At 43.2% G+C, this 15,544-nt stretch carries 8 protein-coding genes and 3 rRNA genes; 8 read left to right on the top strand and 3 right to left on the bottom strand.

Translation table 11 applies throughout. From position 1 onward, the window contains the following. Positions 1-8: 8 nt before the first annotated feature. Positions 9-443, bottom strand: a complete 435-nt coding sequence (locus L0B17_RS01930) for a group II truncated hemoglobin (RefSeq protein WP_235087188.1) — start codon at positions 441-443, stop codon at positions 9-11. A gap of 172 nt (positions 444-615) precedes the next feature. Here L0B17_RS01930 and L0B17_RS01925 point away from each other — a divergent pair, with 172 nt between their 5' ends. The 4 genes from L0B17_RS01925 to L0B17_RS01910 are packed head-to-tail and all read left to right on the top strand — an operon-like array spanning position 616 to position 4,418. Continuing rightward, positions 616-1,998, top strand: a complete 1,383-nt coding sequence (locus tag L0B17_RS01925) for an amidohydrolase (protein ID WP_235087186.1) — start codon at positions 616-618, stop codon at positions 1,996-1,998. A 10-nt stretch (positions 1,999-2,008) separates the two neighbouring features. Beyond that, on the top strand, positions 2,009-3,280 hold the full coding sequence (locus L0B17_RS01920) for an amidohydrolase family protein (RefSeq protein ID WP_235087184.1): 1,272 nt from the start codon (positions 2,009-2,011) through the stop codon (positions 3,278-3,280). A 47-nt stretch (positions 3,281-3,327) separates the two neighbouring features. After that, complete coding sequence (gene aroE, locus L0B17_RS01915) at positions 3,328-4,161, top strand: shikimate dehydrogenase (protein WP_235087182.1); 834 nt, start codon at positions 3,328-3,330, stop codon at positions 4,159-4,161. Next, a complete protein-coding gene (locus L0B17_RS01910) occupies positions 4,161-4,418 on the top strand; it encodes a DUF1488 domain-containing protein (RefSeq protein ID WP_235087181.1) in 258 nt (85 codons plus the stop codon). Before aroE ends, L0B17_RS01910 begins: the two co-directional genes overlap by 1 nt. A gap of 400 nt (positions 4,419-4,818) precedes the next feature. Here L0B17_RS01910 and L0B17_RS01905 read toward each other — a convergent pair whose 3' ends face one another. After that, positions 4,819-5,370 (bottom strand): gamma carbonic anhydrase family protein, encoded by a 552-nt coding sequence (locus L0B17_RS01905; protein WP_235087179.1) that lies wholly within the window; start codon positions 5,368-5,370, stop codon positions 4,819-4,821. 559 nt (positions 5,371-5,929) lie between these two features. On the opposite strand from L0B17_RS01905, the gene L0B17_RS01900 reads away from it, so the two are divergent. The 4 genes from L0B17_RS01900 to L0B17_RS01885 all read left to right on the top strand — a co-directional run bounded on the left by L0B17_RS01900 (position 5,930) and on the right by L0B17_RS01885 (position 14,583). Next, a 16S ribosomal RNA gene (locus L0B17_RS01900) occupies positions 5,930-7,474 on the top strand. Between the two features lie 377 nt (positions 7,475-7,851). Beyond that, positions 7,852-10,754, top strand: a 23S ribosomal RNA gene (locus tag L0B17_RS01895). Between the two features lie 159 nt (positions 10,755-10,913). Continuing rightward, positions 10,914-11,029, top strand: a 5S ribosomal RNA gene (gene rrf, locus L0B17_RS01890). Together the 16S, 23S and 5S rRNA genes form the textbook arrangement of a ribosomal RNA operon. Positions 11,030-12,165: 1,136 nt before the next feature. Continuing rightward, positions 12,166-14,583 carry a putative bifunctional diguanylate cyclase/phosphodiesterase gene (locus tag L0B17_RS01885; protein ID WP_235087177.1) on the top strand — a complete coding sequence of 806 codons (2,418 nt, stop codon included), beginning with the start codon at positions 12,166-12,168 and terminating at the stop codon, positions 14,581-14,583. Here the strand turns inward: L0B17_RS01885 and L0B17_RS01880 are convergent. Continuing rightward, positions 14,552-15,532, bottom strand: a complete 981-nt coding sequence (locus L0B17_RS01880) for an alpha/beta fold hydrolase (RefSeq protein WP_235087176.1) — start codon at positions 15,530-15,532, stop codon at positions 14,552-14,554. The two genes, L0B17_RS01885 and L0B17_RS01880, sit on opposite strands and share 32 nt — an antisense overlap. Positions 15,533-15,544 lie beyond the last annotated feature (12 nt).

Here is a 15,544-nt window from a genome sequence, read left to right as displayed (position 1 = left end):
TTAGCTATTTATTGATTACGCATGTGATCTGCTAAAGTGGAAATAGCCTGAATAATCGCCTGACGATGTGCAGGCTTTTTCATGCATTTATCAATAGCCGCCCGCATACAAATAAGCCACTGGTCACGCATCGACTCATCAATTGAAAATGACATATGTCTTGCGCGCAGTGCCGGATGACCATGTTTTTGTTGATAAAGTGGCGGCCCGCCTAGCCAACCACTTAAGAATTCATATAGTTTAGCCTCTGACTCTGCTATTGGCGCGCGATGAAGCGCTAATAGTGTTTTAGTTTCTGGTCGTTGTTGCATTTGTTGATAAAATTCATGGGCGATCGCTTGAATCACTTTATCACCGCCAATTAAATCATAAGCATTAGATTGCTTAACATCTCTTTGATGACCCTCTTCCTGTTTCTGGAAAAATTTTTTCAGCCAATTCATTGTGATACCGTCTATTTATTTGTTAATTATTATATATCATTTAGCCTTTTTCTTACCAACAACAACTAGTGACAACTTTTGATTAATGTTTTGAAACGATTTAGTTACATCTTTCTATGTTGTTTGGTTGACTATCTTGCTAAATTGGCGCCAATTTCAAAGGAGAACAAAAATGACTAAGATGATGCCATCTTTGGTGATGATTGCTGTCACTGCAGCCCTTGTGGGATGCAACCAATCAGAAACTCAAGATCCTAAAGTAACAATTAATAAAAACCCTTATCCAAGTACCTATCAAGCCTTACCAAGCACAAAAACAATAATTAAGAATGCTATCGTGCTAACTGGTACTGGTGAAAGAATTGATAATGCTGATTTAGTTATGATTGATGGCAAGATTAGTGCGGTAGGGAAAAATCTAGTTGCCGATGGTGCAATAGTTGTCGATGCTAAAGGTAAGTGGGTAACTCCAGGTATTATTGATGTGCATTCTCATCTGGGGGTTTATCCTAGCCCCAATGCCGAGTCGCATAACGACGGTAATGAAATGACCAACCCAGTGACGGCTGAAGTATGGGCTGAACACAGTGTATGGCCACAGGACCCTGGCTTTAATCGGGCTAGAGAAGGTGGTGTAACCACAATGCAGATCTTACCAGGTTCAGCTAATTTAATTGGTGGTCGTGGTGTGACTTTAAAAAATGTCCCATCAGAAAGTATGCAAGGCATGAAGTTCCCTGATGCGCCTTATGGTTTAAAAATGGCCTGTGGTGAAAACCCTAAGTCACTCTATGGTAGCCGCGATGTTCCACCTATGACGCGTATGGGTAATATGGCGGGTTATCGCCAGGCATTTATTGAAGCAACTGAATATAAGCGTGCATGGGATAAGTATGAAGCCGATTATGCAGCGGGTAAAAATGCCGTTGCACCTAAGCGAGATTTAACCCTCGATACCTTACAAGGGGTGTTGGAAGGTGACATTCTAATTCATAATCATTGTTATAAAGCCGAAGAAATGGTGATGATGATTGATCTAGGTAAAGAGTTTAATTACCACTCTGGAACATTCCACCACGCTATCGAAGCTTACAAAATTGCCGATACGTTGGCTGAAAATGGAAACTGTGCTGCTATGTGGCCAGATTGGTGGGGGTTCAAGTTAGAAGCCTACGACATGGTGCTGGAAAATGTCGCCATTGTGGATTCGGTTAAAAACTCCTGCGCTGTAGTGCATTCAGATTCTCCGGTCACGATTCAACGCTTGAATCAAGAAAGCGCCAAAATCATGCACAATGCGAATGCCAATGGGTTTAATTATAAAGAAGAGCAAGCCATTAGCTGGATCACAGCGAATGCTGCCAAGTCTTTAGGCATTGCCGATACAACGGGTTCATTAACCGTCGGTAAGAACGCTGATGTGGTTATTTGGAATGTAAACCCGTTTAGTGTCTACGCTAAAGCTGAGCAAGTATTTATTGATGGTGCAAAGGTATTCGATAATAAAGATACCCGCTACCAAGCTCAAAGCGACTTTTTACTTGGACAGGAATAAGGCTAATAACATGAAAAAAATGACAAAAACGTTACTTGCTTTATCAATGGCCAGTGCCATGTTCGGGGCATCGGGTTTGGTGTTAGCTGAATCATTTGCAATTACTAATGCCACAGTACACACAGCAACAGATCAAGGTGTGTTAGAAAACGCTGTAGTTGTAGTGAAAGATGGCATTATTACAGCGGTTAATACGGCAACTAACGCTGAAAAATATGAAGTAGATAAAGTTATCGATGCTAAAGGGGGCGTTGTTACTCCTGGATTTATTGGCTCGATGAACATACTGGGTCTCGTTGAAATTAGTGCTGTCAGTGAATCTGGTGATGCTCAAGATAAAAAAGCGGACATCACTTTTGACCCTAGCTATGCCTATAACCCAAAAGCCAGCAGTATTGCCTTTACTCGTAAGGGGGGGATTACCCGTAACGTGGTTACTTCTGGTGGTGGGGACAATATCTTTGCTGGTCAAACATTTGTTATCGATTTAACCGGTGGATGGGATAGCGTTAAACAAACTAATACAGCGGTATTTGTCGAGTTAGGTGCTAACCATGAAGGATCTCGAGCGACTTATTTACAGCAATTAGTCACTCAGCTTGAGAAAGCGCAAAAGTCACTCGCTAAGGCAGGTACAGGCAAAAAGAGTAAAGGCGATGAAGTAATAGAACCTGAAGCAGCAGATGAAATTATCAATCAGCTACTTGCTGGTGAAAAGCCGCTTATCGTTGCCGCTGATCGTGCTAGTGATATGTTAGCTGTGCTTAAAATTAAGCAACGCTTTAAGCTTAATGTCATTTTCATTGGCGCAGCAGATGCGGTACTAATTGCCGATGAAATAGCGAAAGCCAATGTGCCAGTGATTATTGATGCAATGCGCAACTTACCTGAAAGCTTTGATTCTTTACATAATGACTTAAGCAATGCGGGTAAATTAAATGCCGCTGGTGTTAAAGTGATATTATCTAACATTGGCGATAGCCATAATGTCTATAGTTTACGTTATAGTGCAGGTAATGCTGTTGCAAATGGCATGGATTATAACGCTGCTTTAGCCTCAATGACGGCTAACGTCGCGGATGTGTTTAACATCGACAGCGGTAAAATTGCTGCAGGCAAGGTGGCCGATATTGTTATTTGGAATGGTGACCCATTTGAATATAGTAGTCATGTGGTAAAAATGTACATTGACGGTAAAGAGCAAAGCACGCAAAGTCGTCAAGACAAGTTACGTGAGCGTTACACAACCTCATCCGACTTGCCACGAGCTTATACAAAGTAACTGCTATAATGTATGAGCGTCATGTAATAAGACTGGAGAGATAATTGATGACCGATTTATATGCCGTATTAGGTAACCCGATTGCGCAAAGTCAATCACCTTATATTCATAGCGAGTTTGCTAAGCAAACCCTGCAAAATATGAGTTACCAAACAATACTTGCACCGGTCGATCAATTTGAGGAAACCCTGCGCACCTTTATTAAACAAGGTGCGAAAGGCGCCAATGTTACCGCCCCGTTTAAAGAACAAGCTTATGCGCTTTGTGATGAACTCAGTGAGTTAGCCCAATTAGCAGGCGCGGTGAACACGTTGACTTTTACTGATGAAGGCAAAATATACGGCGATAATACTGATGGGGTTGGACTTGTTAATGATCTTGAAGCACAGTTCGGCCCATTAAAAGGCAAATATGTACTATTAATAGGAGCTGGTGGCGCTGCAAGAGGGTGTATTTTGCCCATTCTACAGCATCATGTGGCTCAATTGGTTATCTGTAATCGAACCCATGAAAAAGCGCAACAGCTGCAAACTTTGTTCTGTGATTATGGTAATTTTTTTGCTAAATCAATTGAGGAACTTCTATCACCATTTGATTTAGTGATTAACTCAACGTCAGCGGGTCTATCTGGGCAGTTAATATCTTTACCTAGCGTTATTGTCGATGAAACAACAGACTGTTATGACATGACCTACAGTCAACATACCACTGTATTTAATCAATGGGCCACAGAGCAAAAAGCGCATCAAACGGCTGATGGCTTAGGGATGTTGGTTGGTCAGGCAGCAAAAAGCTTTAGTCTATGGCGCGGAGTCACCCCAGATACTGAACCTGTTATGGAAAAGCTGCGGCCATTACTGGCTCAAAAGGTATCGAGTTAATGAATCAAAGTGTGATTTTTACCGATCAACTCTATATAGAAACTAATCAAGTCAGATTTATTGCACAGCAGCAAGGAGTGAACATTAATTGTTTTGCTAGCTTTGCTGTAATCAGTGCTCTTTGTGATAATCAGGACGTTAATGAACATAACGCGATTAACTTGTTTGAGCTATGCCGATTTGATTTAGAAGATAAAGCCGAAGCGTTGATAGAGCAAGAAGCTTTCTGTGACAGCGGTGACATTGCGCTATTATAATTGTGCAAGTTGCTAATGGGGGGTTATGTCGCCATTACTGAATCGCAGCATCAAACTTTTTATCGTGATAACGTTCGGTTAATTTATCGTAGTTGGCCAAACTTTCAACTTTTTCGACTTTTGACATAACGAAATCGAGTTAGGGGCTTCAGACGTTAGAATATTGATTAAGCTTATATTGTAATCACCAAACGCCCTTTAAGCCGTCTGTATAACAATTGTTTAGTAATAAAAGTGACAATCTTTGTTAGATTCTTTGTTAGATATAGACCTGAGTCATGATTTACACCCATCTAAGCATAATCATTAGTTAATTGATAAAATAAACATAAGTGTTATTAACGTTAAGAGTTTACGCAAAATGGACCAATCTTGTACTGGTCCATATCAGATATAATCTTTAGCTCGATTGCTGTAAGTCCACTAAGTATTCATTTTTTAAACGAACATAATTGTCAGCAGATTGTGGTAAAAAAGCGCGCTCCGCCTCAGTTAAAGGGCGAACTTGCTTGCATGGGCTGCCAACATACAAATAACCGCTTGATAAAATCTTATTTGGTGGCACTAATGAACCTGCACCAACAATCACGTCATCCTCTACTATTGCACCATCAAGTAAAATCGCACCCATGCCTATTAATACACGATGGCCAATTTTGCAGCCATGTAACATTGCCTTGTGACCAATGGTCACATCGTCACCTATAAGTAATGGGTGTCCATCAGGGTTAGCAGCAGATTTACGAGTCACATGTAATATACTGCCATCTTGTACATTACTGCGTTTACCAATACGGATCTTGTTTACATCACCACGTGCTGCAACCAGCGGCCAAATACTGGCGTCATGGTCTAATTTAATGTCACCTACAAGCACAGCTGAGTCGTCAACATAAACGTTATCAGCTAAATCTGGGTGGATCCCTTGGTAAGTTCTTACGTTCGTAGACATAACAATCCTTATATATTCATGGTTTCTGACAGTATAATGCTTAAAAACTAGCTGGTCAGGCTAAATTATCCGCAAACAAGCCAAAAACAACAAATAACTTTTAAAAAGGGGTTGCGTGGTTTTAGAATCCCCCTATAATGCGCATCCACTGACACGGCACAGCGCGAAAGCAACGCGGCGGGTTAGGTTGATTTGAAAGGATAAAAACTTCGGTTTCATCATCAAATCAACAGCGAAAAGAAAGTTTGAAAAAACACTTGACGCTGACAATAGGGTCTGTAGAATACGCAGCCCAAGCCAACGACCTAGCGTCTAACGGCGATGTTTGAAAAATTAACATCAACGCTCTTTAACAACTTAAACAAGAAATCTGTGTGGACATTCACAGGTATTGAGTTATTCGAAATTGTCTTCTGTTCTTCGGAATGTTGGCAATCAAAAAATTTAAACTCAATGCAACGATGAATGTTCATAGCAATATGTACAAAAAGACTTTGTTAACTTCGGTTGATAAAGCAATCAGAATTCATTGAGCCGAATCGCAAGATTCAAAAAACTTTAATTGAAGAGTTTGATCATGGCTCAGATTGAACGCTGGCGGCAGGCCTAACACATGCAAGTCGAGCGGCAGCGGGAAGGTAGCTTGCTATCTTTGCCGGCGAGCGGCGGACGGGTGAGTAATGCCTAGGGATCTGCCCAGTCGAGGGGGATAACAGTTGGAAACGACTGCTAATACCGCATACGCCCTACGGGGGAAAGGAGGGGACCTTCGGGCCTTTCGCGATTGGATGAACCTAGGTGGGATTAGCTAGTTGGTGAGGTAATGGCTCACCAAGGCGACGATCCCTAGCTGTTCTGAGAGGATGATCAGCCACACTGGGACTGAGACACGGCCCAGACTCCTACGGGAGGCAGCAGTGGGGAATATTGCACAATGGGCGAAAGCCTGATGCAGCCATGCCGCGTGTGTGAAGAAGGCCTTCGGGTTGTAAAGCACTTTCAGTAGGGAGGAAAGGTAGTCGTTTAATAAACGGTTACTGTGACGTTACCTACAGAAGAAGGACCGGCTAACTCCGTGCCAGCAGCCGCGGTAATACGGAGGGTCCGAGCGTTAATCGGAATTACTGGGCGTAAAGCGTGCGCAGGCGGTTTTTTAAGCCAGATGTGAAAGCCCTGGGCTCAACCTAGGAATAGCATTTGGAACTGGGGAACTAGAGTCTTGTAGAGGGAGGTAGAATTTCAGGTGTAGCGGTGAAATGCGTAGATATCTGAAGGAATACCGGTGGCGAAGGCGGCCTCCTGGACAAAGACTGACGCTCATGCACGAAAGCGTGGGGAGCAAACAGGATTAGATACCCTGGTAGTCCACGCCGTAAACGATGTCTACTCGGAGTTTGGTGACTTAGTCACTGGGCTCCCAAGCTAACGCATTAAGTAGACCGCCTGGGGAGTACGGCCGCAAGGTTAAAACTCAAATGAATTGACGGGGGCCCGCACAAGCGGTGGAGCATGTGGTTTAATTCGATGCAACGCGAAGAACCTTACCTACTCTTGACATCCACAGAAGATTGCAGAGATGCGATTGTGCCTTCGGGAACTGTGAGACAGGTGCTGCATGGCTGTCGTCAGCTCGTGTTGTGAAATGTTGGGTTAAGTCCCGCAACGAGCGCAACCCCTATCCTTATTTGCCAGCGAGTTATGTCGGGAACTTTAGGGAGACTGCCGGTGATAAACCGGAGGAAGGTGGGGACGACGTCAAGTCATCATGGCCCTTACGAGTAGGGCTACACACGTGCTACAATGGCGTATACAGAGGGTTGCAAAGCCGCGAGGTGGAGCTAATCTCACAAAGTACGTCGTAGTCCGGATTGGAGTCTGCAACTCGACTCCATGAAGTCGGAATCGCTAGTAATCGTGAATCAGAATGTCACGGTGAATACGTTCCTGGGCCTTGTACACACCGCCCGTCACACCATGGGAGTGGGCTGCAAAAGAAGTGGGTAGTTTAACCTTCGGGAGAACGCTCACCACTTTGTGGTTCATGACTGGGGTGAAGTCGTAACAAGGTAGCCCTAGGGGAACCTGGGGCTGGATCACCTCCTTACCTATACGACTAACTCAATACCTAAAGTGCAGCAATGCATGTGAGTGTTCACACAGATTACTTGTTAACTTCTTCGGAAGTAGAGTGAAACACGCCGCTTGCCGGTCAGTGTTGTTCTTTAACAATTTGGAAAGCTGATAGTACTAACTAAAGGCGCATAGATGATGATTCGTTGTCGTTTGTGTGATTATGTTAGTGCGAAAAACGTTAATACGAAAGTATTAACACTTGAGTTCTCAAAACACTGTTTAAGTGTCTTGAATATTCTAAAAACTAAGGCGAGTCACACTTCCTGGTCGGGAGTGAGACAAGTAAAAACCAGCTAGTTGCGATACAGTCTAATTAGTTCACGCAAGTGAAACTCATTTGGGTTGTATGGTTAAGTGACTAAGCGTATACGGTGGATGCCTTGGCAGTCAGAGGCGATGAAGGACGTAATAACTTGCGAAAAGCGTTGGCGAGCTAGTAATAAGCATTTGAGCTAACGATATCCGAATGGGGAAACCCGGCCACATAAGTGGTCATCATGCAGTGAATACATAGTTGCATGAGGCGAACCTGGGGAACTGAAACATCTAAGTACCCAGAGGAAAAGAAATCAACCGAGATTCCCCTAGTAGCGGCGAGCGAACGGGGATTAGCCCTTAAGTCTATGGGGTGTTAGTGGAATGTGTTGGAAAGCACAGCGGCACAGGGTGATAGCCCCGTACATGAAAACTAACCATAGATGAAAACGAGTAAGGCGGGACACGTGACATCCTGTTTGAATATGGGGGGACCATCCTCCAAGGCTAAATACTCCTGACTGACCGATAGTGAACCAGTACCGTGAGGGAAAGGCGAAAAGAACCCCTGTGAGGGGAGTGAAATAGAACCTGAAACCGTATACGTACAAGCAGTGGGAGCGGTTCTTGAGACCGTGACTGCGTACCTTTTGTATAATGGGTCAGCGACTTACGTTTTGTAGCGAGGTTAAGCGAATAGCGGAGCCGTAGGGAAACCGAGTGTTAACTGCGCGTTTAGTTGCAAGGCGTAGACCCGAAACCGAGTGATCTAGCCATGGGCAGGTTGAAGGTTGAGTAACATCAACTGGAGGACCGAACCGACTTATGTTGAAAAATGAGCGGATGACTTGTGGCTGGGGGTGAAAGGCCAATCAAACTCGGAGATATCTGGTTCTCCTCGAAAGCTATTTAGGTAGCGCCTCGAGCGAATACCATTGGGGGTAGAGCACTGTTAAGGCTAGGGGGTCATCCCGACTTACCAACCCTTTGCAAACTCCGAATACCAATGAGTACTACTCGGGAGACAGACAGCGGGTGCTAACGTCCGTTGTCAAAAGGGAAACAACCCAGACCGTCAGCTAAGGTCCCAAAGTGTATGTTAAGTGGGAAACGATGTGGGAAGGCTTAGACAGCTAGGATGTTGGCTTAGAAGCAGCCATCATTTAAAGAAAGCGTAATAGCTCACTAGTCGAGTCGGCCTGCGCGGAAGATTTAACGGGGCTAAACATACCACCGAAGCTACGGGTTTGCAGTTTACTGCAAGCGGTAGAGGAGCGTTCTGTAAGCGGTTGAAGGTGAAGGGGTAACCCACACTGGACGTATCAGAAGTGCGAATGCTGACATGAGTAACGATAAAGGGAGTGAAAAACTCCCTCGCCGAAAGACCAAGGGTTCCTGTCCAACGTTAATCGGGGCAGGGTGAGTCGACCCCTAAGGTGAGGCCGAAAGGCGTAATCGATGGAAAACAGATTAATATTTCTGTACCTCTGCTAACTGCGATGGAGAGACGGAGAAGGCTAGGCTAGCGCGGCGTTGGTAGTCCGCGTTTAAGGTAGTAGGCGGTGTTCTTAGGCAAATCCGGGAACACGTACTTAAATGTACACGTTGAGAGCTGATGACGAGTCACTAAGGTGATGAAGTAGTTGATGCCATGCTTCCAGGAAAATCTTCTAAGCTTCAGGTTAGTAGGGATCGTACCCCAAACCGACACAGGTGGTCGGGTAGAGAATACCAAGGCGCTTGAGAGAACTCGGCTGAAGGAACTAGGCAAAATGGTACCGTAACTTCGGGAGAAGGTACGCTGCTGTTGGTGATGGGACTTGCTCCCTAAGCTGACGGCAGTCGCAGATACCAGGTGGCTGCAACTGTTTATCAAAAACACAGCACTGTGCAAAATCGCAAGATGACGTATACGGTGTGACGCCTGCCCGGTGCTTGAAGGTTAATTGATTGGGTTATCGCAAGAGAAGCTCATGATCGAAGCCCAAGTAAACGGCGGCCGTAACTATAACGGTCCTAAGGTAGCGAAATTCCTTGTCGGGTAAGTTCCGACCTGCACGAATGGCGTAATGATGGCCACGCTGTCTCCAGCCGAGACTCAGTGAAGTTGAAATTGCGGTGAAGATGCCGTATACCCGCGGCTAGACGGAAAGACCCCGTGAACCTTTACTATAGCTTGGCACTGAACATTGAACCTACATGTGTAGGATAGGTGGGAGACTTTGAAGCTTCGTCGCTAGATGGAGTGGAGTCAATCTTGAAATACCACCCTTGTAGTTTTGATGTTCTAACTCTGGCCCCTTATCGGGGTTGAGGACAGTGCCTGGTGGGTAGTTTGACTGGGGCGGTCTCCTCCCAAAGAGTAACGGAGGAGCACGAAGGTTGGCTAAGTACGGTCGGACATCGTACGGTTAGTGCAATGGCATAAGCCAGCTTAACTGCGAGACATACACGTCGAGCAGGTACGAAAGTAGGTCATAGTGATCCGGTGGTTCTGAATGGAAGGGCCATCGCTCAACGGATAAAAGGTACTCCGGGGATAACAGGCTGATACCGCCCAAGAGTTCATATCGACGGCGGTGTTTGGCACCTCGATGTCGGCTCATCACATCCTGGGGCTGAAGTCGGTCCCAAGGGTATGGCTGTTCGCCATTTAAAGTGGTACGCGAGCTGGGTTCAGAACGTCGTGAGACAGTTCGGTCCCTATCTGCCGTGGGCGTTGGATGATTGAGGGGAGCTGCTCCTAGTACGAGAGGACCGGAGTGGACGAACCGCTGGTGTTTGGGTTGTCATGCCAATGGCATTGCCCAGTAGCTACGTTCGGAATCGATAACCGCTGAAAGCATCTAAGCGGGAAGCGAGCCCCAAGATGAGTCATCCCTAGAGCTTTAAGCTCTCTAAAGGGCCGTAGGAGACTACTACGTTGATAGGCAAGGTGTGTAAGCGTTGTGAGGCGTTGAGCTAACTTGTACTAATGACCCGTGAGGCTTAACCATACAACCCAGATGGGTTTTACTGATACGACTTAGTATTAGAATGTGACACTTAAGCAGTGCGAGAACTCAAATAAGCGAAGCTCTGATAAGGGCGTAAGCAAATCAGCTTTCCGAATTATTATTTAATGCACAATGAGTGTGTTAGATAAACAAAATTTGTCTGGAAACCATAGAGCTGTGGCACCACCTGATCCCATTCCGAACTCAGAAGTGAAACACAGTATCGCCGATGGTAGTGTGGGGTCTCCCCATGTGAGAGTAGGTCATTTCCAGGCGCCAAATTAACTCGAAAGAGTAGTGATAAGCCCGTTGCTAACGCAATGGGCTTTTTTACGTCTGCGATTTAAGGATAGCATTTGAGCATGAAAGTGGTGTGGCCGATATGCCCATGTGAAAGTAGGTCATTTCCAGGCGCTAAATTTCTCTGAAAAGAGAGTGATAAGCCCGTTACTAATGTAACGGGCTTTTTTACGTCTACGATTTGAGGATAACATTTGAGCATAAAAGTAGTGTGGCCGACATGCCCATGTGGGAATAGGTCATTTCCAAGCGCCAAATTTCTATGAAAAGAGAGTGATAAGCCCGTTACTAATGTAACGGGCTTTTTTACGTCTACGATTTGAGGATAACATTTGAGCATAAAAGTAGTGTGGCCGACATGCCCATGTGGGAATAGGTCATTTCCAAGCGCCAAATTTCTCTGAAAAGAGAGTGATAAGCCCGTTACCAATGTAACGGGCTTTTTTACGTCTGCGATTTAAGGATAGCATTTGAGCATAAAAGTAGTGTGGCCGATATGCCCATGTGAGAGTAGGTCATTTCCAGGCGCCAAATTAACTCGAAAGAGTAGTGATAAGCCCGTTGCTAACGCAACGGGCTTTTTTACGTCTGCGATTTGAGGATAGCATTTGAGCATAAAAGTGGTGTGGCCGATTTGCCCATGTGAAAGTAGGTCATTTCCAGGCGCTAAATTTCTCTGAAAAGAGAGTGATAAGCCCGTTACTAATGTAACGGGCTTTTTTACGTCTACGATTTGAGGATAACATTTGAGGATAAAAGTAGCGTGGCCGACATGCCCGTTATTCATGTAATGGGCTTTTCACATTTGGAGTTTAATCAAATTTTAACAACTAAAATAACGCAGACAATGGTAATCGTGTGGCCAATATACCAATTAACCGCTTCGATTATTATTTACGCTATTATAAGTTTTATTGATAGCGAAAACTGTTAATAAACAATAACTTTATGGTTTATATTACAAGGTAAACGCTAACTATTTCTTTACTTGTTATAACCTTTGCCGCTAGCATATGGAATGCTTTATTGATTTGGATATCATTTGTTTAACATACGGAATTTGTCGCTTACATTTATTATTCCATTTTTTCTCTTGTCTATGCATCTAGCAATGGTATTTGGAGGATATTACTATGAGTATTCAGAACTCAAGCAGCAGCTTGCTGAAGAGCAAATTGAGCAGCTAAAAAAAGATTTATTTCGAATGCGGCATGTTGTCGACTCATCAGTACAAGCGCAAGACTTTAGTCGTATCGATCAAGAGGTCGCTCTGATTTCTACTAATATGAGTATGATGGTCTATGTGATCTTGGATCCTAGCCAGACTATTCATTTTGCAAACCACATTATTTGGCGTGATAGTAATGCGAGTAATGTACTTGAAGGTTATTCTAACGTAATTCATAAAAGCGTTATTCAGTCTAATAAACCCTATTTTCAGGTCAACTTTGACCGCTTATCGATTCAGGGTTATTACCCAATAACCGATAACAATAGATTCAGCTATGCTCAAGCTGTTGAGTTGATATATCTCGAGTATGATATTTCTGAGATGATCTCTCAAACATCAGATTCTCTTTTTAATCGGACTGTTCAAATATGGGGAGTCGGTTCCTTATTTCTCGTTGTTTTTTGTGTTCTACTCTACTGGATTTGGATCCACCCCTTACACTGCTTAAGCCTTAGAGCTAAAAACATTGATAGCTCTGATTTTCAACGGGGTATTATTTGTTCTTCATTGGAAGTGGCATCACTCAGAGATTATTTAGTGCAAGTTAGTGGTAAGCTCAAACGTAGTCAAAAACGATTAAACGATGCTGAACAGAGGTGGCTATTTTCTGTTGAAGGCGTGCGTAATGGCATTTGGGACTGGAATATTACCACTGGCAGTGTTTATGTTTCAGACCGCTGGAAAGACATGTTGGGCTATCAGTCTTATGAGTTGGATAGTGATTATTCTGTTTGGGAGTCTCGATTACACCGAGAAGAAAAGGCAGATGTATTAAATGCATTGCAAAAGTATATTGATGACCAAACAACTGAATATGAAAGCGTTCATCGATTAAGGCATAAAGATGGTAGATATATTTGGGTGTTGGATAGAGGGAAAATAGTCGAATGGGATCAACAAGGTAAACCTGTTCGTATCATTGGTACTATTACAGATGTGTCAGGGGATGTAAAAGTTCAAAAAACGGAGTTTGATAAGGACAAACAAGTCCAAACAGGTTTAATTGATTTAGTTAATCGTGAAGCATTAGCTGACTCCTTGTACGATTTACAGGTTCATAGTCGGAAGGTTAATCAATTTTCGGTTATTTTGTTGATAAATTTAGATAACTTTGCTGTTTTAAATGACGCTCTAGGTGCTGAATTAGGTGACCGATTACTAATGAAAATTGCTGCCAGGTTATCAAGCGCTTTTTCATCAGCTGATTTTGTCGCTCGTTTGGGAGCTGATGAGTTTATTTTACTGGCTAAAAACTTTGGTAATGATGAGGATCATGCTAATAAGAGAGCTTTAGCATTGGCTAGCGAAGTCCGGCAGTTAATTGGGCGAAGCTTTTCTGTTGCTGAACAAAATCTTTCTATTTCTGCTCGTGTTGGAGTGGTAGTCTGTGATGGTGTTGAATCACTTGAGCCCCAAACTCTACTTGGTAGAGCAGATAATGCTCTTGAGCATGCTAAAGAGCCAAGATCGAATGGCTGCTCTATTTATCACCCACAACTTGATCATAGCCAGATACAGCCATTTAAATTAAGTCACGAGTTAGAAATTGCACTAGCTCAGGAACAACTAAATTTAGTGTATCAGCCTGTTGTTGATGATGATGGTCGTGTAATGAGTGTAGAAGTATTGCCACGTTGGTATCATCCACAGCATGGTTTCATCAGTCCGCGTAAATTTATAGAAGCTGCAGAATTATCAGATTTCATATTTGAATTAGAGCTTTGGATCCTTGAACAGACATGCCAAACATTAAACCAACTGCATTTATTAGGTGTGCCGACACCGATCATGTCTATAAATATCTCCTCGCGCCATTTTCATCAAGAACATTTTGTGAGTGTGGTATTAAACCGTATTCAAAACAGTAAGGTGAATCCGAGTAAATTACAGTTTGAGTTAAATGAGGATGTTTTTTCAGTTAACGCTGAATGGGTTAAAGCAAAAATTATTGCGCTTCAAGGTATCGGCATTAATGTGGCGTTGGATAACTTTGGTTTGGGCTTATGTTCACTGAATCAATTACAAGGCGTTAGTTTTTCACAGGTTAAATTAGCGACTTGTTATATTGAGGAAGATAAACAAAACTCTGGTTCACAAATATTGTTATGTGCGTTAGTTGAATTAGCCTCTCGATTGGATTATCAGGTTATTGCTAAGCAAGTTGAAACTAAATCGCAACTTAGTAATTTAATCCACGCTAAATGTAATGGCTTTCAAGGGTATATTTTCAGCCGCCCTTTAAGTGAGGTCGACATTATTCAGTTAGTTAAGTCTCAGCTAGCTTTGAGTGTTGTTTAATAAAGTGGATAGCATAAGTTAATGCTTTATTTCTTAGTTTATCACTTTCGATAAACACTTCGTGATAAGCCCCTTGGATCACAACCTTGTGGCATTGTGCGCTAAGTGCATTGTCCTGTGATTGATTAGTGACAATGCAATCTTCACTTGCCTGTAAAATGAGGATAGGTGTTGGTGAGTTTTTCGCGAGTTCGGCACAACTCTCCGCTGCATTAATTGCTTCAATCAACCAATGGTTGGTGGGTGAGCCAAGTTGTACCTGAGGATGTTTTCTATAACATTCTCGATAGTGTTCATACCTATGTTTACTGTGTGTTAAGTGGTTACTGATAAAGGGGGCAGGATGATAGTCTGTGCCACCGAGAATATAGTTGCTTGTGACTTTCCCTTCAATTGTAGTTTTAGATGTTTTATCAAGACGTTTGGCTAACCACAACACCATTTTAGTATTGAAAGGTAAAGCGATACCAAACATAGGTGCTGACAATACTGCGCTATCAAAAACATTTTGATGTTTATGCAAATAATAGGTCGCGATTGCGCCGCCCATTGAGTGAGCTATAATTGATAAAGAATGATGCTTTGTAGGTTGGACAATGTGTTCAATAAAATACGAGAAGTCATCGACGTAATCTTCAAATTTTCCTACATATCCTTGATGCGGCTGCTGTGTTAGCCTATCAGAAAGCCCCTGACCACGGTGATCGAGAGCAAAAACGCTGTACCCTTGTTGAAATAAATCAAAAATTAATTCTTTATATTTTATATATGATTCGACTCTACCATTACTAATAACAATGGCCTGTTTAGCGTCCGGTTGCAGTACTTGGCAGTAGGCAATATTAACGCCGTCATTACGACTAAAATAGCTTTGCTCAACACTTTGCCAAAAACGTTGTTGTTCAGGTGTATTGAGTTTTTTTTCAGACGAGAATTTTTTATAAATCATAAGGTCGCAGAA

It is taken from the genome of Shewanella sp. OMA3-2, assembly GCF_021513195.1.
Lineage (GTDB): Bacteria > Pseudomonadota > Gammaproteobacteria > Enterobacterales > Shewanellaceae > Shewanella.
This window is presented reverse-complemented; position numbering and strand designations above follow the sequence as displayed.

Excerpts from the sequence above, each read along its gene's own strand:
- L0B17_RS01910 (WP_235087181.1), top strand. The coding sequence starts at position 4,161 with ATGAATCAAAGTGTGATTTTTACCGATCAACTCTATATAGAAACTAAT.
- L0B17_RS01880 (WP_235087176.1), bottom strand. The coding sequence starts at position 15,532 with ATGATTTATAAAAAATTCTCGTCTGAAAAAAAACTCAATACACCTGAA.
- L0B17_RS01885 (WP_235087177.1), top strand. The coding sequence starts at position 12,166 with ATGGTATTTGGAGGATATTACTATGAGTATTCAGAACTCAAGCAGCAG.
- L0B17_RS01925 (WP_235087186.1), top strand. The coding sequence starts at position 616 with ATGACTAAGATGATGCCATCTTTGGTGATGATTGCTGTCACTGCAGCC.
- L0B17_RS01920 (WP_235087184.1), top strand. The coding sequence starts at position 2,009 with ATGAAAAAAATGACAAAAACGTTACTTGCTTTATCAATGGCCAGTGCC.
- L0B17_RS01905 (WP_235087179.1), bottom strand. The coding sequence starts at position 5,370 with ATGTCTACGAACGTAAGAACTTACCAAGGGATCCACCCAGATTTAGCT.
- aroE (WP_235087182.1), top strand. The coding sequence starts at position 3,328 with ATGACCGATTTATATGCCGTATTAGGTAACCCGATTGCGCAAAGTCAA.
- L0B17_RS01930 (WP_235087188.1), bottom strand. The coding sequence starts at position 443 with ATGAATTGGCTGAAAAAATTTTTCCAGAAACAGGAAGAGGGTCATCAA.